Genomic DNA, 18,527 nt, shown 5'->3' with positions numbered 1-18,527 from the left:
ACCTCACCACTCGGGCAGCCGCCTCCGCCCCGCGACCACGTCACGGACCAGGTCGTCGTAGGCGTCCGCCAATTCGGCGAGGTGGTGCCAGGCACAGTGCAATAGCTCGTCCTGCGCGTCGAGTGTCATCAGTGCGTGGTGCGCACGCACCGAGGACTCCGCGATTCGATCGATCACCGCGCCAACTGTCTCGGTGTGCAAAGTAGCGCCGAGCCGATGCTGGGGCACGCTGCGTGTCACCCAGTCGTCGATAGCCATGACCAATTCGCTTCGGCGACGCTCGTTTTCGAGAATATGCGCGGGATCGGTGTTCACCGATCCACCACGACCGACAAGGCGCCGCTCGTGTAATACCGCCAGATCACGGGCGAACCAGAGCAGGGGGCCACCTACGACCCGATGCCCGCGACACGCCCGAACAAGTAGATCCGAAGTGGGCAGTAGCCCAGAAGACACGGACTGCACTGCCGAATCGACGCACCGGAGTGTGCCGGGAACTGCCATCACAATCGTTGATGAATCCGAACCTGCCACGTTGCCTCGCCGTTCATCGCCGCACAACACCGGATCAGGACGTTCATTACAATAAACCTCTGAAGGTACCTGTCAAGCGTTACCCGGCCGTAGGAACAAACGAAGAGTACACTTCGTTACCTGCACGACCAACCGACGAGCAAGATGGCGGGCGGTCCGACGTATCACCGGATCGCAGACCTTCTGCGCGAGGAGATCCGCACAGGCAAATGGAAGCCGGGCGATCGGCTTCCGAGTCACACCCAGCCGGCCGAGCAGATCCAGGTTTCGATCGCCACGGCCCGCAATGCCATTCATGTACTTGGCGCCGAAATCTTGTCCATACAGCGAATTCCCGCGGCACGGTCGTCCGAAACCAGGAAGTACTCGAGTCGGTGATGACCGATCACATCCGTCGCGACCGGCCCAAGTCGCCGCGCAACATCCCCGCGGCCACCACCGGCCGGATGGCCGACCGCGGCTATCCCGAGACCGCCCAGCGCGACACGCTGGTCGCGCGACCCGCCAGCGCCGGGGAGGCGACCGTGCTCGGCGTTGCGACCGGAACGATTCTGCTCGACCATCTGAGGACCGGGCGGACCGCAGCCGGATAACCCGGGCGACGCGACAGCGCTCCATCGCCACGCGCAACCGCCTGACGTACGAGCTCGGCGACGCCGCAAAGCGACGGAGCCGGACGCACTCCGCCCTCAGTCCGCGCAGGCCAGAGCGAAGGCGGAGTACGCACAAAGTCACAGAGCCGGACGAAGCGCGCGCACGGCCGGAGGTCGCCTACAGCGGCGGCAGGTACGCCACCTGGATCATCTCGTCGCCGCCGCGAGTAACCAGCGTGCCACGACCGGGCGGCAGCTTGGCGGCGCGGATGTCTCCGATGATCTTGCCCTCATCCTTGGGCGCGCTCATCAGCAGCGCGTCCACACCCATTTCCTTGAGCGTGCCGAGCACCTTGTCGTACATGGCCCGGCCGGCGCCGCCGGCGCGGCGGCTGATCACCACGTGCAAACCGATGTCGCGTGCCTGGGGCAGGAACTCGATCAGCGGCTCCAGCGGGTTGCGCCCACCGGAGACCACCATCTCGTAATCGTCGACGACGACATAGATCTCGGGCCCGGTCCACCAGCTGCGTTCGCGCAACTGCTGTGGCGTGATGTCATTGCCCGGTATCCGCTTTTGGAGGTAGTTCGCGACCTCCTTGATCATTCCGAAGGACGTCTGCGCGGAGGTCGAGTATCCGGCCAGCTGCTCTCCTTCCAGCACTCCGAGCATGGTGCGCCGGTAGTCGATCAGGATGACGCGGGCTTCCTCGGAGGTGGAGTTCTCAGTGACGCCCGCGACGATATTGCGCAGCAGCGTGGTCTTACCGCACTCCACATCGCAGAAGCTGTAGAAGTGCGGCTGCACCGCGAAATCCATGGCGATCGGCTGCAGGTCGGTCTCGCCGATGCCGATGACGGCAAGCGTCTTGCTCTGTTGGATGCCCCGCCGCGCCGCCTCCGCGAGCACGGCCTCGCGCGAGAGCTCCATCGGCAGCATCCGGACCTCGGGCGCGTTCCGGCCGGTGTAGAGCTCGTTGAGCTGCTGCTTGGCGCTGCCGATTCCCTCGGACAGGGTGCGCGGATCGGAGTCGGAGTCCAAGCGCGGCAAGGCGAGCAGCAGATGCAGCTTCTGCGCGGTGAGACCACGGCCCGGACGCCCAGTGGGCACGAGCACCGCGGTACGCCGGTCCATCTCGGAGTCGGACGGGTCACCGAGGCGGAGCTCGATTCGGGTACCGATGAGGTCCTTGATCTGCGGGCGGATCTCCGGCCACCGGGTAGCGGAGACGATCAGGTGGACACCATAGGAAAGACCCTGTGCGGCGATGGCATTGAGCTGCGGTTCCAGCGTGTCGTAATCGGCACGGATGGTGGGCCAGCCGTCGATGACGAGAAAGACGTCACCGTGCGGATCCCGAGCAAGCGGGTCGGCTTGCCGCTCGGCAGGCGACTTCTCCGCCAGCAGCGCTTTCCGCCTGCGGAATTCGACGATGGAGTCGATGCCCAGCTCGCGGAACAGCTCCTCACGGTGGCGCAGAATGCCGGTCACCTCCGCGATGGTGCGGCGGATCCGATCGACTTCCATGCGACCCGCGACGGAACCGACGTGCGGTATCCCCGCCAAACCGGAGAGTGTGCCGCCACCGAAGTCGAGACAGTAGAACTGCGCCTGCTCGGGTGTGTGAGTGGCGGCCGCGGCCATGATGATGGTGCGCAGGGTGGTCGACTTACCCGACTGCGGACCACCGACGACCGCGACATTGCCCTGCGCTGCGGACAGATCCACGATCAGCACGTCGCGCCGCTGCTCGTAGGGCTTGTCGATGACACCCAGCGGCAACCACAGCTGACCGTGCCGGTTGACCGGCGAGCGCCAGTCCGGGTCGGGCAGCAACATGTCGACCGACGGCGACTCGTCCAGCGGCGGCAGCCATACCTCGTGCGCCGGGCGGCCGTGGCCGCGCAGGCGATCGACGACGGTGGTCAACAGCGTCGCGGGAACGGCCTCGGCAACCGGCACCGGGGTACGCTCCTCGTCCTCCTCCACGAGTTGCCCAGGCGGCGGCGGCAATTCGGGCAAACGCATCCGGCCAGGCGGCGGCGGCAGCTCGGGCCGGCCCCTCGGCACGGCCTCCCGCTCGGCCTCGACGATCTCCGGCAGCGCCACCGGCGCCGCGGTGAACACCGCCGGCGACTGCCCGCCGACGGTCTTGCCGTCCACCTGCCGGGTACCGCGCGGCGAAACATACGGCCCGGACACGTAACTGGCGTTGAAGCGCAGCGGATCGTCGGCGTCGCTCTTGAGGTAGCCGGAGCCCGGCGCGCTGGGCAGGTGGTAGGCGTCGGTAATGCCCAGCACCGCCCGGGACTCGTTGGCGGAGAAAGTACGCAGGCCGATCCGGTAGGACAGATGCGAGTCCAGACCGCGCAGTTTGTTCTCCTCCAGGCGCTGCGAAGCCAGCAGAAGATGCACGCGCAGCGAACGGCCGAGGCGGCCGATCATCACGAACAGGTCCGCGAAATCCGGTTTCTGCGAAAGCAGTTCGGAGAATTCGTCGACCACCACGAACAGCGCGGGCAACGGATCCAGGTCGGCGCCTGCGGCGCGAGCCTTCTCGTACTCGGTGACATTGGCGAAGTTGCCTGCCGCGCGCAGCAACTCCTGGCGCCGGGTCATCTCACCGGAGAGGGCGTCCTTCATGCGGTCGACGAGGGCGAGTTCCTCCTCGAGGTTGGTGATGACCGCGGAGACGTGCGGCAGCGAGTCGAGGCCGAGGAAAGTCGCGCCACCCTTGAAGTCGACAAGGACCAGGTTCAGCAGATCGGGCGAGTGCGTGGTCACCATGGAAAGCACCAGCGTGCGCAGGAACTCCGACTTACCGGAACCCGTTGCGCCGATACACAATCCGTGCGGACCCATGCCGTTCTCGGCGGACTCCTTGATGTCGATCTCGACCGGCGTACCGTCGGGGGTGACGCCGATCGGCACCCGCAGCCGTTCCCGGTCGCTGCGCGGGCGCCACACCACCGCGGGATCGATCTGGGCGGCGTCGGAAACCTTCAGCAGCGCCATCAGGCCGGGATCGACCCTGGTCTCGGCACCCAGGCTCACCATCTGGGCGGCGGTCGCGATCCGGAAGCGCGCCAGATCCCGGGCCAACGCGGTCGCCTCGGCGCGGGTCACCTGGTCGGCAGTGGCGAATTTCTCCACGCCCGCAGCAGATTTCGCGGCCACCATGCCGTCGTCGGTGACGACCAGTTGCAGGCCGCGGCGCACCGCGAGGCCGCTCTGCGGTGCGGTCAGGTCGAGCACGGTCACCGAGTCCAAGCCCGCGTCGCTGACGACGCGTTCGGAACCGCTGACGTAGCCGTCGTCGATGATCACCAGCAGATGGATCCGGCCCGCTGTCGGCTGCGCGTTGCGCATGAAGCGACCGCGCTCGACCAGCTCGGCGGACATAGAGGTCTCCAGTTCGGCCAGCGAGCGGTACATCATCCTGGCCGAGCCCATGCCGTCGCGGTCCACCGGATGTTGGAGGTGCGGTAGCCATTTCGCCCAGGACCAAGCCGGGCCGTCGGGGTCGGCACAGATGATGGCGACCGCGGCGTGGTCGGGGCCGTGGAAGGTGGTGAACTCCATCAGCGTCGAGCGCACCAGCGTGAGCGCGGCCTCACGGTCGCCTTCGATATTGATGGCGGGGAACGCGCGCAGCGAGATTGCGGTGGGCAGGCCGTGCACCACCGAGTGGGTGCGCACGAACCGGCGCAAGGCGACGGTGGACACCGGTTCCAGGTCTTCCAGCGGACCGGTCTCGGGCCGGGCCAGCTTGGTGGCCAGGCGGTGGCTGCCAACGCCGACCCGCACGTGCCCGAAATCCGGATCGTTGGGCCTGCGTTCCCACATGCGGCGGCTGCCGATCACCGATTGCAGGTCGCTGGGTTCGGGATGACTCCACCGCAGCGCCGTCAGCTGCTGGATGCCGGTCTTGCGCACATCCTTGCGGACCTGATCGAGGTACCGGAAGTAGTCCTTGCGTTCCTCGTTGAGCTCGGCGGCCTTCTTCGGCCCGCCGCCGCCGCGCATGCCGGCCATCATGCCGAACATCGACATCAGCATCATCATCGGGAACATCATCATGAACGGGTTGGCCAGCAGGTTGCGGCCCATCATGACCATCATCGCGATCATGCCGACCACGGCGACCACCATCACCACCGGCATCAGCTTCATCAGCAGATTTCCGACGACGGGACGATCTAGTTCCGGCGGCGCGGACAACGCGACCTCACCGCCCGGCGGACGCGGCGGCGCGATCCGCGGGCGGCGCACGAAACCTTCGGTTGCCATGTCCTACAACCCCTCTGGTGTTAGATCGGCGCCGCTCACGACTGCGCCTCGCTGACGCTCAGCTCCGTCGTGCGCAGAGGCGCGCTGTGTCCATGGTTCACTCGCTGACGCTCGCTCACGACTGCGCCTCGCTGACGCTCAGCTCCGTCGTGCGCAGAGGCGCGCTGTGTCCATGGTTCACTCGCTGACGCTCGCTCACGACGCCCTCGGTGGTCACGCTGCGCTACCTCCTCCGGGCGTTGAGCTCGCGTCGCGAATTTGTTGCTCCGCAACCGGATCCACACTCACCCGTTTACCGCGCCGGAACGGGATCGAGGCGGCGTAGCCGAGCCCGAGCAGGGCGAGCAGCGTGAGCGAGCCGATCGTGGCGACCAGGCGCGGGGCCGGGTTGACGTACGGCGCCGGGGACGGCCCGGCGATCTTGCGCGGTATGTCGGAGCCGACGGTGACCGGCTGCTGCGGCAGTTGCGCGGTGAGCGCGGCCAGTGGATCGATCAGTCCGTGCCCGACCTTGTCGTTGCGTCCGTTGTCCGGTGCCTGCGCGGTCAGCTTGATCCGGTCGATCACCTCGGCGGCGGTCAGCCCCGGGAAGCGCGACCGGACGAGCGCGGCCAGTCCGGCGACATAGGCGCTGGAGAAGCTGGTGCCGTCGATGGTGGAGTAGCCCTCGTTGGTCTGGGTGGCGTTGACCAGGCCCGCGCCCCCCGGTTTGCTGTCCAGGGAGACGATTTCGCGCCCCGGCGCGGCGACGCCGACCCACGGGCCGTGCAGCGAGAACGGTGAGACCGCGCCCTCGGGATCCACCGAGGCGACCGACAGCACATAGGGCGTGAACCAGGCCGGAGTGACCACGGTGCCCACCGCCGACCAGCCCGAGCGGTCGTTCTGCTTCTCACAGGGAGTGCCCTGCATGATGTTTCCGGCCGCGGCGACTACGACCACATTGCGGTCGTAGGCGTATTTCACGGCGGCGCCCAAGGCGCCGTCGGCAGCGCCTGCGCTCGCGGCCATGCAGGCCACCTCGGAGATGTTGATCACCGTGGCGCCCATGTCGACCGCGCGAATGACACCGGCGGCCAGGGTATTGACCGTGCCGTAGCCTTCGCGCGTGATGACGCCCGGCTCCTCACGGCGATTGCGATCTTTGGCCTCATAGGCCGAGCTGAGCTGGCGGATGGTCAGGATCTCGGCTTCCGGTGCGACACCGGAGAATCCGTCCTCCAGGCTGGGCGCAGCGGCGATGATCCCGGCCACGAAGGTGCCGTGGCCGTCGCAGTCGACGGTGCCGTCGGTGGTGGAGACGAAGTCGCCGCCTGCCCGGAGCGCGGGCAGGCGCCAGTGCCGGTTCACCCCGGTATCGATGACGGCGACCTTCTGACCGGCGCCGCGACTGAACTGCCACACCTCGGGCAAATCGAGGATCCGCTGCGCCAGTGGCGGATCGCGGGGCACCCCGCCTTGGAGGGTGGGTTCGGCGCAGACCTTGGCCTGTTCGGTCTCGTCCGGCGGTCTACCGCTGGCGGCGAGGCCGAGCACGGCACCGAGTGCGCCGTCGTCGATCTTCGGCGGCGCGACCGCCAGTGCGGGCGTGGGTGTTCCGGTGGCGAGCGCGAGCACCGCCGCCACCGTCACCGCCCGCAGCGGCCGCCGTAGGAGCGGTGCCATGTCAGATGTTCCGGGCGGCCGAGTAGATGTCCATGATCCACAGCACCAGCGGAAGGATGGTGCAGATCAGAAGGTATTCGAAGATCTCACCGGCGCGGCGCATGGGTGGCGACATCTCGGTGTGCGGCCCGATCACCCCGAAGACCACCGCGGCCGTGGCCACGACGAGCAGCATGCAGGCGATCGGCAGCAGCCAGTTCTCCTCGCCGAGACCGGCGCCGATGCCGAGCGCGATCAACGCGATCGCGCCACCGGCGATCAGCGTGCACGCCTGCACCAGGTCGGCGAAGGCGCGCCCGCGCAGGCACAGGATGATCGAGACCACCACGCCGAGGGTGATGCCCTGCCAGCGGGCCGCGCCGAGCGGATCCGCGGCCAGCACCACGCCGATCGCCGCGGCGACGGTGCAGCCGATGATCATGCCGGACTGGTATTCGTTGGCCGCGCGGGCTCGATGCTCGAGACCGGCGGCCGAGGGTAGCGCGGTGGCGCCGATGGCGCCGATGTCCTTGACGGTGGGACGGGGTTCGTGGTCGGCGGGGTCGATGGCGGCGCCCGCGGTCGGCACCGGCGGCACCGGCAGGCGTGCGGCCGCCACGGCCAGTCGCGGCACCAGGGTGATCACGATGAGCACACCGACCAGCACGCCGGCGGCGATCTTGGACAGCGCGGGATCCCAGATCATCCGCACCATCGCGGCCACGCCGCCGAACAGCGCTAGGGTGATGACCGTGGTGAACATGGTCGCCCCGACCCGGACCAGGCTGTAGAGGACCGCGGCGGCGGTAAGCGTTGCGACACAGGCGAACATCGCGTGCGGGCTGCCGAAGGCGTTGGGCACGAACAGCGCGGTGCCCGCGAAGATCAGCAGCAGCGCGTACAGCGACAGCATGATCACCGGCAAGGACGCTTCGGCCTGATACCGGCGGGCGACGAGCACGGCCGCGCCACCGGCGATCAGTCCGGTGCCGAGGCCGATGACACCCACTGCGGCACCGGCACCGTCGAGCTTGGCCACTGCGAGCAGGTAGATCCCGGCCAGCACCGCGAGTAGGCCCATGGACAGACCGAGCCAGCGCGCCGACAGCGGCGACCAGTGCCGGAACGAGGTCGCGGTCAGCTTGGAGACGGCGTCGATCACGTCGTCGAACAGCGCCGGTGGCTCCTTGGCGGTCACCGAGCGCAATACCAGCAACTCACCGTCGAAAACCTCGGCCTCGGTGAGCGATTGGTTTGCCGGGATGGGGTCGCGGCCGATCCGGGCCAGCGTCCAGTGCTGCGTTTGCCGCGGTGCCCCGTCCTCGGGCTCGGTGAGATCGGGGTTGCGCGATTCGATCAGCTCGACCACATCGGTAATGAACGCCGCGATCGGAACTGTGGCAGGCAAACCCAAGTCCAACTGGGTATTGCCGCCGATCACCGAGACTCGGCACAACTCCGGATCAACGGCAACCACAGCGCTGCTAGACGGATCGGTCACAGCTCGGATGACTCCCTACCTAGAACACACTTCAATGCCACGCAAGGTACTCAACTTAACGGAGAAGTCCCTATATTGCAGCAGCTATGCTTGGCAAGGAACAGCACATCCGTTCGTTTTTAGGGGCAGACCCATATGACCGGCAACCGCCAGGCACAACGCGCATTCGACGCTGGTGTCTTGTCCTTGGGCATTGTGATCGACGGACAGGAATCTGCCCGCGATCTGGAATACGCTCAGCTAGCCTTCCAGCGCGCCACCGAATGGGATCCCGGTATGTGCGACGCTTGGCTCGGACGTGCGGCCGCCGGCGAGCACACCCGTGAGGTGATCTTCAATCTCTTCAAGACCAGCACCTCGACGCTCTTCCGGGAGCAGCGCAGGCTCGGCCTGCAACCGCGGGTGCTGGCGGGCCGCTTCACCGTCGGGCAGTACATCGACTACCCGCTGGCCAGCTATGCCGAGATCTGGCTCGCGCAGGCCGCGCAGCTGATCACCGAGGGCGACTACGACGAGGCCGAGAAGGTTCTCGACGACCTGGCCAAACACCGTTCCGCACAGGTCTCCTCGTCGGATCGCGAGATCGACGACCGGATCTGCGCCTACGTCCGCGGCGTGCTGCACTTCACCACGCAGCGCTGGCCCGATGTGATGACCGTGCTGGCCGGTTCGGCGGACTGGGAGGATCCCTACCTGGCCGCGGGCGCCCACGTGATGGTCGGCACCGCCTGTGCCCAGCTGGGTTTGTTCGGCGAGGCCATCCGCCGTATGGAAGCCGCTGAGAAAGGCCCGATTCCGGCCGCGGCGACCACTGCCCGCTTCTGCCGCGGACTCGCCCTTCGCGAGACCGGCGAGGAAGAGAAGGCGCAGGCGCTGTTCGAGAAGGTGTTCTCCGAGGCACCGGGTTTCGAGGCCAACACCATGGCCATGCGCGACCGCAAATACCGGATCACGGTGACCACCAAGGAACTCATCGATGCGCGCACCAACAAGTGGGATCCGGCCTCGGCGCCGACGCTGGAACAGATGGGCCAGGAGGAGCGCGACGACAAGGCCAAGCTGATCCTCGAGAAGGCGCGCGGCGAACTCGACGAGCAGATCGGTCTCGCCGGCGTGAAAATGCAAGTTGCGAAGTTGCAGGCAACCGCTCAGCTAGCGCGGATCCGGGCCGAAAAAGGAATGGCGAGCGGATCCCGCGGCCAACATCTTGCATTTACCGGACCGCCAGGTACCGGTAAGACAACCGTTGCCCGCGTGGTGGCAAAAATTTACTGTGGCTTAGGAATTCTCAAAACCGATAAGCTGATCGAAGCCAAACGTTCCGATTTCGTCGGCCAGCATTTGGGCAGCACCGCGATCAAGACGAACAAGTTGATCGATAGCGCGATGGACGGCGTGCTGTTCATCGACGAGGCCTACACGCTGATTCAAACCGGCCTGTCCGGCGGTGACGCGTTCGGTCGCGAAGCCGTCGATACGCTGCTCGCGCGAATGGAGAACGACCGCGATCGCCTGGTGGTGATCATCGCCGGATACGACGGCGAGATCGACCGATTCCTGGCCTCCAACGACGGTCTGGCGTCCCGCTTCGCCAAGCGGGTGAAGTTCGATTCCTACTCGCCGGAGGAGCTCGGCGATATCGGCTGTTTCATTGCGCGAAAACGGGATTCGGAACTGTCGGACGACGCGCAGACGCTGCTGGTCGCCGCCTGCGGTGAGCTCTACCGCAAGGAGGCCACGGATCAGAGCGGTGAGATCCGGCGCGGCATCGACATGGCCGGTAACGGCCGGTTCATCCGCAATGTGATCGAGGCGGCCGAGGAGGAGCGCGAGTTCCGGCTGGCCAATGACATCAACCTGGATCTGAGCGCCGTGGACGAATCGGTGCTGATGCGGATCGAGGCGGAAGATATGCAGAACGCGCTGGATAACGTGCTGGACACGCTGCGCTGATATCCGGACACAGCAGTACGGCCGTGAGTACTCGGAGCGTACCGCTGTGCGGGGCAGGTCAATTGGTGGTCGGCAGAATGTCGTAGCTGACGAGCGCTTCCTCGCGCGAGAGCGTCGGCCCCGGCACCAGCTGGCTGATGATCGGCCACGGCGCCGGCCGCGGTTTGTCGGCCAGGCCGAGCAGGGTGGCCGTCTCCTGATCCGGAATGCCGTAGCGAATCCCGTTGTCGGAGATGTAGAACAAGCTGCCCATGCGGACGCTGTCGGGCGACATGCCGGTCGTCTGGAGGTACTCCCCCGAGTTCGGCGGGATGTAGGCATGGTCGATCCGGTCGCCGGTGCCGTCGCCGCTGGCCAGGTTTACCACCTTGGCCGATTTCGGCAGCGGCAGTTCACGTCCGGCGAGCAGCGTGATCGTGGCGGCCGGATCGGAGACCTTCTTGGCCCACTGTATGCAGCTGACCTTGTTCTCCTCGGGAGTAAGGATGGTCGGGACCGGCCCTGGGAACCTGTCCACCGGTAGCGGGCTCACCACGGGCACGCCAACCACCCGGTCCGGCGGCACCGAGATGATCTCGTTCATCTCCTGGGAGTTCGCGTTGCGGATCACCTCGGCGGCGAACGGCGTCAGCCGCTGCACGCCGTCGGCGAGCACCACGTACAGCTCTTCGGAGTCGACCCGCTGCACTCGGATCACGCCGCCGATCGGCACCCCCTGCAAGCGACCAGGGCCGGGTTCGCCGAGCCGATCGATCTTCGGCGGGACGATCGCGGGGACCTGGGCGGCGGAATTGAGCATGCCCGCGCTGACCGGACGCGGGTTGTACTGCCGCATGCCCAGCGAGCGCGAGATCACCGAATCGTTCGGATCCACTTCGGCGCGTTTGCCGTCCCACATCAAAAAAGTCTTGCCGCCGCGGGTCACCAGCAGCGCCTCGTTGTCGCGCAGCGGGCGGGCGGTGTTCGGCTCGCTCGAGTCGAGCGCGCCTGCGATGACCGTGGACTTGGCGCCTGCGGAACGGGCGGCGCTGCCTGCCGCGGACAGTTCCACCGCATCGCACAGGCTCCAGACGGAGTCCGGCGAGGCCGCGCCGGGCAGGGTGGCCGGAACGCCGGAAATCCCCACCATCGGGCCGCGCGGCATCGTCAGCTTCGATTCCTTGACGGAGGTGGGATTTTCGTTGCTGGCGACGATCAGGCGGGCGGAAGCCAGGTTCAGCGCGGGATGCAGTGTGCCGTCGACGATCACGTAGAGCGCGCCGGTCTCCTTGCCCATCACGATGGTCGCGTCGCCGATCGCGCCCACCGGGCGCAGGAACGCCAGGATCGCCGCACCGGCGACCACCAGGATGCCGAGCACCGCGCCGACCACCAGCGACCGGAACTGCGAGCGCATCGGATCGTGCAGCATCCGGACATCGCGCCGAATCAGCGCGTGCTCGTACCTTTTCAGCAGAAACCGGTAACCGTTGACTTGCGCCTTCGTAGTCAACTGTGCGGGCACGAAACGCCTCCGAACTGACGCGGGTACAACGGACCGAGCATTTCACCCGGCACCGGCTTACAGTACCTACCCACCCCGCCGGCTACGCAAGCTCCGCCGACGGCCATTCCCGGTAGCGAAGCCGAACGAGTTCGGGCCATTATGTCCGCATGGGTTCCACCACAGCCGGCGGCGAAAATCGCGACACCGCGCCGCAGAGTTCACCTGCCCCGTCGGCAGAACCTGCCCCAACTCCCCTGCGCTCCCCGTACTTCTGGCTGTTCCGAATTCTGCCGCTACGCTGGGTGATTCCGGCGGCGCTCGTTGCGGTCGCGGCCTCGCTGGTCGCGGTGATCTTCGATGCCTCGGTGTGGATCGCGGCCGGAGTATGTGCCGGTGTGCTCGTGCTCGGGCTGACACCACTGCCGCGCCGCAAGTCGCCGGCAGGCTGGCTGGACGAGGAAATCACCTTCCGTTGGCGGGCGTTCCGCAATCGTTCCGCAACTGTTAATCAGGCGCCGTTCGACGTACCGCTGCCCGAGGGCGGCACCTATGGAATGCGCTGGGACGGCGCGCGATTGCTCATCATGCTGCGCGTGGAGGCGCATCCGCGCACGGTGACGTTGCTGAGCCCGCGGTCGCTGATCTCCGACGATATGATGCCACTGCCGGAGATCGCGCACTGCCTCAACCAGTTCGACATCGAACTGGCCTCCATCGACGTCATCAGCACCGGCGCGCGCACCGCAGGGCCCGGCCGGATCTCGCACCTCTACGAGCAGATCTTGGGCCCGCTGCCCGCAGTGGCGCACCGCACGGTGTGGGTGGTGCTGCGGCTCGACCCGCTGGCCAACGCAGCCGCGGTGGCGCGGCGCGGCGGCGGCGCCACCGGCACACTGCGCTCGGCCATCGTCGCGACCCGACGTGTTGCGAATCGACTCGCCGCCCAAGGTATCTCCACGGCGGTGCTGTCGGCCGCCGAGGTCACCGCAGCGGTCAACCAGCTCACCCGGCACACGCCGCTGGAAGAGTTCACCGAGACCGCGCACAGCGTGGAACGCGATGGCATCCACTACACCACTTACGGGATGGCGCCGGAGGCGCTTGGACCCCGCGGATTCGCGGCGGTGTGGTCGACGCCGACGCTGGCGACCACCGTCACCATGCGTCTTCGGCGCGCCGCGGCACAGACACCGCGCGACCAGGCCGCCACACCCGGCGCCGCGGGCATCGAAGTGACCGCGGTGGTGCGCTTCGATACCCCGGACAAGCCCGCTGTGGTCAAGGCCGAGGGCCTGGTTCCTTTGCCTGGCAAGCAGTTCCGCGCCCTGCTGTATACGCTGCCGATCGCCCAGCGTGGTCGTCAATTCGCCCCGGAAACCTATCTGGGCAAGCCGGATTCGCTGCGCACACTGCCGATGCCGATCGCAGGCTGCGGGCAACTGATCGGTGCCGACACCTCAGGACAGGGCGTGGCCCTGCCCCTGGTCGGGCACCAGGTGCGGCGCGTGGAGGTGATCGGATCGTTGCTGGTCGCCCAGCAGATGATCCTGCGCTCCATCGCGCTCGGCGCCTCGGTCGTGGTACACACCAACCGCCACGACGCGTGGCGGCAGATGGCCGCCGACGTTGGCGTGCCCCAGTCTCTGACCATCGCGGCCTGGTCCGCGGCCGGACAGCAGGCCAGCGCGCACCGCTCCGCCAATGTGATCGTCTACGACGGCATTCAGCCGACGGGGCACCATTCCGACGCCACCACCGTGCTGCTCCGCAATGCCCCGGCGATCATGGAGGACCACTTCGACCCCGACGTCACCCTCGCCGAGGACCCGGAGACCGCCAACCTCGTCACCGTCCGCACCGCAGGTGTGACCACCCGCGTGCACATGGTGGCGACTCCGGACGAAATGCAGTACCTGCACACGGCTTTGGCCGCCGCCCGATAGCCGAGCGCACGGAAAGCTCCGGTTACCCGCGCGGGTGACCGGAGCTTTCTCGTTGCGAACCCGGATCAGAAGGAGTTGTAGACCTTCTTGTCAGCGGCGAACGCGTTGTTGAACGCGCCGTCGATGGCGTTGCGCAGGGCCTGCATCTTGGTGTGGGTGTCGCTGAGCTCCTCGAGCAGGGAGTTGGCCTGCACGGTGAAGGACTCCAGCGCCTCGTTCTCTTCCCAGCCCTTGGTGACCAGCCTGTCCTTGGCGGCGACGAAGGCGTCCTTATAGCCGTCGAGGTCCTTGTAGTACTGATCCATTTCGCTGATCAGCTGGTCGTGGACCTGTTTGGTGTACTTCATGGCGGTCTCTCCTTTCGAGTGGTGTGGTGTCAGATCAGGTTGGTCAGGGCGTCCACGTTTTCAGGATCGACATTCCCGAGGGTCGTGTTGCCCTCGGAGATGGTCTGGTTCATCGTGTCGATCTTGGTGTTGATACGGGTGGTTTCTTCCTGCCAAGCCGTGGAAGCCTTCTGGCCCGCTACCGCGGCGTCACCCTCCCAGCCCGAGCGGGCCGCGTCGAAGGTTTCCTGCACGGCCGAGATGGTCCTCTTGATGCCCGCGACGGCCTCCATGTATTCATTGACGACCGCAGCAGCTTCGGCCTCTGTAAAACTTGTCTGTCCGGACATTGTTCACCTCATCATGTCGGTGTGTATTTCATGTTCCGCTGCGCTGGGGCCGCGGTGGTTCGGTCGGTTCGTGAGTTCCGATGCGTTAACTAGGGCATCCACCTTCCTCCGGGCAAGGTTTCGATCAGCGCCGAGATCGCCTGGGCGATCCGGTGATCGGTTCCCGGGGTGAAGGTCGACCAGACCCGCAGGTCCGGCGCAGCGCCGGGGCTGGCGGCGATCCGACCACGCGAGGTGTCGTAAACCACTACCGCTCCGGGCGTTCTGGTGGTGACGCCGTCGTCGTAGGCATAGGCGACGATCTCGGCGTGCGCGTGGCAGCTGGACATGGCCAGCCCGAACTCGATGGCATCGCGTTCAGCCACGCCACGGGCGTAGAAGATATCGGAGTAATCGCTGGATCGCGTTGCCTCGTCGAGTCTTTCGCGCAGTTCGTCGACGGGCACGCTGATGCTCGGGAGATCGGCGGCCGGTGCGCGGCCCAGCGCTTCGAGCACCGGCCGGGCCAGCGCTCGACCGCCGCCGTCGCACCAGATGGTGCCCACGTCGAAGGCGTCGCCGGTGCGGGTGGCCAGCGCGTGCTGAGCTCCCTTGCGCGCCACGCAGACCTGGCGGACCCCCGACTCCGTGTAGATCCGGGCCGCGAGCTCACGCTCCGGGTTGGCCAGGATGAACAGCGCGTCGGTCAGGTCGGCGTCGACATCGTCGTAGGTGTTGACCAGCCCGGCCGCGCGCAGGTCGGCGATCGCCCGGTCGCGTGCGGCCCGCCAGGCATCGACCGAATCCTGCTGCGGTCCGACCCCCAGCACCAGCGGCAGGGTCTGCACGCCGATCAGGTCGGACACCGCCAGGAGCCCATCGTTGGTCATCGTCGTCATGCCGCCCCCGGTGCCGTGGCCTTCGGTGCGGGTTCGGCGGCGCCGAGCACCGCTGGGCTAGCGGCGAATCCGGCTTCGATCTCGAACGGCTTGTCCGGCTGCGCGGACGCGGCGCCTGCCCGCAGGGTGCGATCGTCGTCCTGCATGGCCGCGGCGGGCGCCATCGCGGCCGGAGTGCCCATGCGGCTCGCCGACGACGAATCTCCGGCCACCGGAGCCGTTTCCACCGGCAGCGGAGTCGGTTCGGCGGTCGCGGAGGCGGCCACGGCCCGCGTGGTGAACGCCGTCTTCGCGCGCGGCGGCGGTGTGGCCCTGGCGAACGCCGCGGCGAACGAGGTCGGCAAGGCGGTCGTGGGCATGGCCGTGGGACGCACCTCGGACGCGGCCCGCTCGGCTTCCAACGCAGCGCTATTGGCGATGACCGGTGGCGCGGTCTGCGTCCACGGCGTCTCCAGCGGCTTGGTCGCCTCTTCGTAGACGCGCATGACCCGGGCCGCGTTGACCTTGGCCAGATCCTGTTCGGCGTCGATATCGGCGGCCGCGCCCACCAGGGGCGCACCCAACCCGGCGCCGATCGCCTCCACCGCCTTCTTCGCCTCTTCCAAGGCGGCGATCTCGGCGACGTGCGGCATGGCCAGCCTGGCCACCTCGTAGGCCAGCGCTTGCGAGCCGGTCTTGGTGGCGTTCTGGGCCGCGGAACCGGCCGCCTCCAGCAGCCACTCCCGCAGTTTGGTGATCCGGTCCAGGATCTCCGGGCTCGTCTCCGAACGCCACGATTCGCCGATGGCCTTGACGATCTGGTCGTATTCGGGCACGGCCGCACCGAAACTCACGCCGAGCCGAGTCCAGGCCTGAGCCGCTTCGGCCATCGGCGCCGCGCCGCGACCGGTAGTCAGATCCTGGGCGAGTTTCTCCGTGGGCCTGGCTTCCCAGACCACGCCGGTGAAACCAGGAATCGGCGGTTCGACCATATGTCCCCCGCTTCGCGCTAGGCCGACGCCCCGAGACCAGCGGCGTTCTCGGTATCCATGCCCACCAGCGACTGCGACTGCGAGCGCAGCGCGGCGGCCAGTTTGCGTAGTTCGAGAACGCCGGCGGTCGCGGCTTCGTCGTAGGAGGCGGCTACGCCGCGCAGGGTCTGCGCGGCGCGCTGGGAAACTTCGTCCAGCCCAGCGGCTTCCACGGCCAGGGCGGGCGTGTTGGCCTTCAGATCGGCTTCCAGCCGGTCCGCGAGGGCGTCCAGTGCGGTGGCGGACTTGATTGCCCCGGCGCGATCGAATTCCATGACGTCCTCCTGTCAGAGGGTGAGTGCCTGGTCCGGCGGTTCGTTGAGTCCATCGGTGTTGGCCGCGCCGACCACCGGCAGCGAGGCGCCTTCGATGTCGCCCACGACCTCGTTGCCGTGCGAGGCGGACACCAGTTCGCCGCGCAAGCCGTTCGCGGCGTCCTCCGCGCCGCGGCCCATGCCCGCGGCCGCCATCGGCGACATCGGCATCATGCCGCCCGGTGAGCTCGTCGCCGTGGTGCTGCTGCTGCGGGCCGCCGAACTGGCGCCTGCCTGTATCGCCAAGGCCGGGTTGCCGACGCCGTTCACGCCGGCCGCGCCCAGATTGCCGACCGTGCGGCCACCGGCCCAGGGGCTGAGCTGGCGCGCCGCGGCGGCCGCAGCGCCACCACCACCACCACCGATACCACCGATACCGCCGGACTTGGCGGCGTTCTTGTTCAGCTCCGCCGGCTCGGCCTTGTCCTTATCCAGCGCCGGGTTGGTGGAGGCCACCGGGTTCAATGTCTTGTGCAGCGAGACGGCCGATTCCATGCCGGACTTCACCGCGCCGGTCAGCGTGGGGATCATCTGCATCAGCATGCTCAGCATCTGCATCTGGTCCATGCCCTTGGGGGCATCGGTGACGGGCACCTTCTGGCCCGTGGCCGTCATCTCGGCGCTGTGCACGGTCATTTCGGCGCGCGTCTTCGCCACCGTCGCCGTGGCCTCGGCCATCGTCTCGATGGTGGAGGCGACCAGGAAGGCCTGGCCACCGGGGGTCGAGAGGAACGGCGCGGAGGCCGCGACCTGTGCCATGTACTTCGCGATGATGGCCGCCATCGTCGCGCCGCCGATGGCGACCGAGGTCGCGGCGGAGGCGACGCCGACCGACTCCTGCGCGGCCTGGGTCGCGATCTTGCCGCCGTCCTTCTGTGCCTCTTTGCCTTTTTCCTCGGCGGCGGCCGCGGCCTGACTCTGCCACAGCTGCATCGCCATCGTGAGCGCCGTGCTGCCCAGCTGCACCACCGTCGAGACGACGCTGGAGACCTGACTCAGCACCTCGGTCGGATCGACGGCGGGCGCGGCGGCCGGATTCGCGGCCGGATCACCATTGGCCGCGGGCGCGGCGGCCGGCGCGGAAGCGGGGAATTGGCCGGTGCCGAAGGTGGCGGCCAGATCGGTAAGCGGCTTGGCCAGCAAGGACAGGTCGATCACCGGCAGCGGCGGCAGGCCAGGAATCGGTGGCATCAGCGGAATTTCGGGCAGCTGCGGCAGGCCCATGTCCGCGAGGACACTGTTCACCGGCCGGTCCAACATCGGACCCACCGCGCTCTGGCGCAGCAAGTCCAATACCGACTGATCGACCAGCTCCGACATCAGGCTCGACCGACCGCGTCGATGTCGGAGCCCGAGAGTCCGTCCGTCACTTGGTATTCGGCGGCGGCCTGCTGGCAGGTCAGCGCCGTCATGCCGTGCACGTAAGCCAGCTCGGCGACCGAGGTGAGGTGATTGGCCTGCGCCACCGCGAAGGAGGCGAGGAAATCCTGGCCGATCAAACCGAACACCGGGATGGCCGCGGCCATGGTGGCCGCCTGGTTCACCGAACCAGCGCTCGCCACGCTGGCCGCACACGCCGCAGCCGTGTCCGCGTAGGCCCGAATCGCGTCAGGTTCGGCGACCACATGGGGCCAGGGATTGATGTCAAAACCGTTAGGCATCGGAAACACCCTCTGCGCGAATATGATTGGAACTTCCAGTGGA

16 protein-coding genes are annotated in these 18,527 nt (G+C 67.4%); 4 read left to right on the top strand and 12 right to left on the bottom strand.

Going from position 1 to position 18,527, the window contains the following annotated elements:
- Positions 1-3: 3 nt before the first annotated feature.
- Positions 4-504 (bottom strand): DUF4254 domain-containing protein, encoded by a 501-nt coding sequence (locus ACT86A_RS04975; RefSeq protein ID WP_445090802.1) that lies wholly within the window; start codon positions 502-504, stop codon positions 4-6.
- Between the two features lie 174 nt (positions 505-678).
- Between ACT86A_RS04975 and ACT86A_RS04970 the strand changes: the two genes are divergently transcribed.
- Together ACT86A_RS04970 and ACT86A_RS04965 are read left to right on the top strand one after the other, a co-directional pair.
- Positions 679-912 carry a GntR family transcriptional regulator gene (locus ACT86A_RS04970; RefSeq protein WP_445090801.1) on the top strand — a complete coding sequence of 78 codons (234 nt, stop codon included), beginning with the start codon at positions 679-681 and terminating at the stop codon, positions 910-912.
- Positions 912-1,127, top strand: a complete 216-nt coding sequence (locus ACT86A_RS04965) for a hypothetical protein (protein ID WP_445090800.1) — start codon at positions 912-914, stop codon at positions 1,125-1,127. The genes ACT86A_RS04970 and ACT86A_RS04965 overlap by 1 nt, the downstream gene beginning before the upstream one ends.
- 178 nt (positions 1,128-1,305) lie before the next feature.
- On the opposite strand, the gene eccCa is transcribed toward ACT86A_RS04965, so the two are convergent.
- The 3 genes from eccCa to eccD all read right to left on the bottom strand — a co-directional run bounded on the left by eccCa (position 1,306) and on the right by eccD (position 8,563).
- Positions 1,306-5,418: a type VII secretion protein EccCa gene (gene eccCa, locus ACT86A_RS04960; protein ID WP_445090799.1), complete on the bottom strand. Its 4,113-nt coding sequence runs from the start codon at positions 5,416-5,418 to the stop codon at positions 1,306-1,308.
- 213 nt (positions 5,419-5,631) lie between these two features.
- Positions 5,632-7,083, bottom strand: a complete 1,452-nt coding sequence (gene mycP, locus ACT86A_RS04955) for a type VII secretion-associated serine protease mycosin (protein ID WP_445090798.1) — start codon at positions 7,081-7,083, stop codon at positions 5,632-5,634.
- A gap of 1 nt (position 7,084) precedes the next feature.
- Positions 7,085-8,563: a type VII secretion integral membrane protein EccD gene (gene eccD / locus ACT86A_RS04950; RefSeq protein ID WP_445090797.1), complete on the bottom strand. Its 1,479-nt coding sequence runs from the start codon at positions 8,561-8,563 to the stop codon at positions 7,085-7,087.
- 135 nt (positions 8,564-8,698) lie between these two features.
- Here eccD and eccA point away from each other — a divergent pair, with 135 nt between their 5' ends.
- Positions 8,699-10,516 carry a type VII secretion AAA-ATPase EccA gene (eccA, locus tag ACT86A_RS04945; RefSeq protein ID WP_445090796.1) on the top strand — a complete coding sequence of 606 codons (1,818 nt, stop codon included), beginning with the start codon at positions 8,699-8,701 and terminating at the stop codon, positions 10,514-10,516.
- 58 nt (positions 10,517-10,574) lie between these two features.
- On the opposite strand, the gene eccB is transcribed toward eccA, so the two are convergent.
- Positions 10,575-12,020, bottom strand: a complete 1,446-nt coding sequence (gene eccB / locus ACT86A_RS04940) for a type VII secretion protein EccB (protein ID WP_445090795.1) — start codon at positions 12,018-12,020, stop codon at positions 10,575-10,577.
- 149 nt (positions 12,021-12,169) lie between these two features.
- On the opposite strand from eccB, the gene eccE reads away from it, so the two are divergent.
- Positions 12,170-13,945 (top strand): type VII secretion protein EccE, encoded by a 1,776-nt coding sequence (eccE, locus tag ACT86A_RS04935; RefSeq protein WP_445090794.1) that lies wholly within the window; start codon positions 12,170-12,172, stop codon positions 13,943-13,945.
- Positions 13,946-14,010: 65 nt separating this feature from the next.
- On the opposite strand, the gene ACT86A_RS04930 is transcribed toward eccE, so the two are convergent.
- From ACT86A_RS04930 to ACT86A_RS04900, 7 genes are all read right to left on the bottom strand, one after another.
- Complete coding sequence (locus ACT86A_RS04930) at positions 14,011-14,292, bottom strand: hypothetical protein (RefSeq protein ID WP_445090793.1); 282 nt, start codon at positions 14,290-14,292, stop codon at positions 14,011-14,013.
- A 29-nt stretch (positions 14,293-14,321) separates the two neighbouring features.
- Complete coding sequence (locus tag ACT86A_RS04925; RefSeq protein WP_445090792.1) at positions 14,322-14,621, bottom strand: WXG100 family type VII secretion target; 300 nt, start codon at positions 14,619-14,621, stop codon at positions 14,322-14,324.
- A gap of 89 nt (positions 14,622-14,710) precedes the next feature.
- Complete coding sequence (locus ACT86A_RS04920; protein WP_445090791.1) at positions 14,711-15,490, bottom strand: ESX secretion-associated protein EspG; 780 nt, start codon at positions 15,488-15,490, stop codon at positions 14,711-14,713.
- Between the two features lie 5 nt (positions 15,491-15,495).
- A complete protein-coding gene (locus ACT86A_RS04915; RefSeq protein WP_445090790.1) occupies positions 15,496-16,470 on the bottom strand; it encodes a PPE domain-containing protein in 975 nt (324 codons plus the stop codon).
- Positions 16,471-16,487: 17 nt separating this feature from the next.
- A complete protein-coding gene (locus ACT86A_RS04910) occupies positions 16,488-16,784 on the bottom strand; it encodes a PE family protein (RefSeq protein WP_445090789.1) in 297 nt (98 codons plus the stop codon).
- A gap of 12 nt (positions 16,785-16,796) precedes the next feature.
- A complete protein-coding gene (locus tag ACT86A_RS04905) occupies positions 16,797-18,143 on the bottom strand; it encodes a hypothetical protein (protein ID WP_445090788.1) in 1,347 nt (448 codons plus the stop codon).
- Complete coding sequence (locus ACT86A_RS04900) at positions 18,143-18,484, bottom strand: type VII secretion target (protein WP_445090787.1); 342 nt, start codon at positions 18,482-18,484, stop codon at positions 18,143-18,145. Before ACT86A_RS04900 ends, ACT86A_RS04905 begins: the two co-directional genes overlap by 1 nt.
- Positions 18,485-18,527: the final 43 nt, after the last annotated feature.

This window comes from Nocardia glycosmidis, from assembly GCF_052545115.1.
The sequence above is the reverse complement of the archived record's forward strand: the minus strand, read 5'-3'. Positions and strand labels throughout refer to the sequence as shown.

Excerpts from the sequence above, each read along its gene's own strand:
- ACT86A_RS04975 (WP_445090802.1), bottom strand. The coding sequence starts at position 504 with ATGGCAGTTCCCGGCACACTCCGGTGCGTCGATTCGGCAGTGCAGTCC.
- ACT86A_RS04970 (WP_445090801.1), top strand. The coding sequence starts at position 679 with ATGGCGGGCGGTCCGACGTATCACCGGATCGCAGACCTTCTGCGCGAG.
- ACT86A_RS04965 (WP_445090800.1), top strand. The coding sequence starts at position 912 with ATGACCGATCACATCCGTCGCGACCGGCCCAAGTCGCCGCGCAACATC.
- eccCa (WP_445090799.1), bottom strand. The coding sequence starts at position 5,418 with ATGGCAACCGAAGGTTTCGTGCGCCGCCCGCGGATCGCGCCGCCGCGT.
- mycP (WP_445090798.1), bottom strand. The coding sequence starts at position 7,083 with ATGGCACCGCTCCTACGGCGGCCGCTGCGGGCGGTGACGGTGGCGGCG.
- eccA (WP_445090796.1), top strand. The coding sequence starts at position 8,699 with ATGACCGGCAACCGCCAGGCACAACGCGCATTCGACGCTGGTGTCTTG.
- eccE (WP_445090794.1), top strand. The coding sequence starts at position 12,170 with ATGGGTTCCACCACAGCCGGCGGCGAAAATCGCGACACCGCGCCGCAG.
- ACT86A_RS04930 (WP_445090793.1), bottom strand. The coding sequence starts at position 14,292 with ATGAAGTACACCAAACAGGTCCACGACCAGCTGATCAGCGAAATGGAT.
- ACT86A_RS04925 (WP_445090792.1), bottom strand. The coding sequence starts at position 14,621 with ATGTCCGGACAGACAAGTTTTACAGAGGCCGAAGCTGCTGCGGTCGTC.
- ACT86A_RS04920 (WP_445090791.1), bottom strand. The coding sequence starts at position 15,490 with ATGACCAACGATGGGCTCCTGGCGGTGTCCGACCTGATCGGCGTGCAG.
- ACT86A_RS04915 (WP_445090790.1), bottom strand. The coding sequence starts at position 16,470 with ATGGTCGAACCGCCGATTCCTGGTTTCACCGGCGTGGTCTGGGAAGCC.
- ACT86A_RS04910 (WP_445090789.1), bottom strand. The coding sequence starts at position 16,784 with ATGGAATTCGATCGCGCCGGGGCAATCAAGTCCGCCACCGCACTGGAC.
- ACT86A_RS04905 (WP_445090788.1), bottom strand. The coding sequence starts at position 18,143 with ATGTCGGAGCTGGTCGATCAGTCGGTATTGGACTTGCTGCGCCAGAGC.
- ACT86A_RS04900 (WP_445090787.1), bottom strand. The coding sequence starts at position 18,484 with ATGCCTAACGGTTTTGACATCAATCCCTGGCCCCATGTGGTCGCCGAA.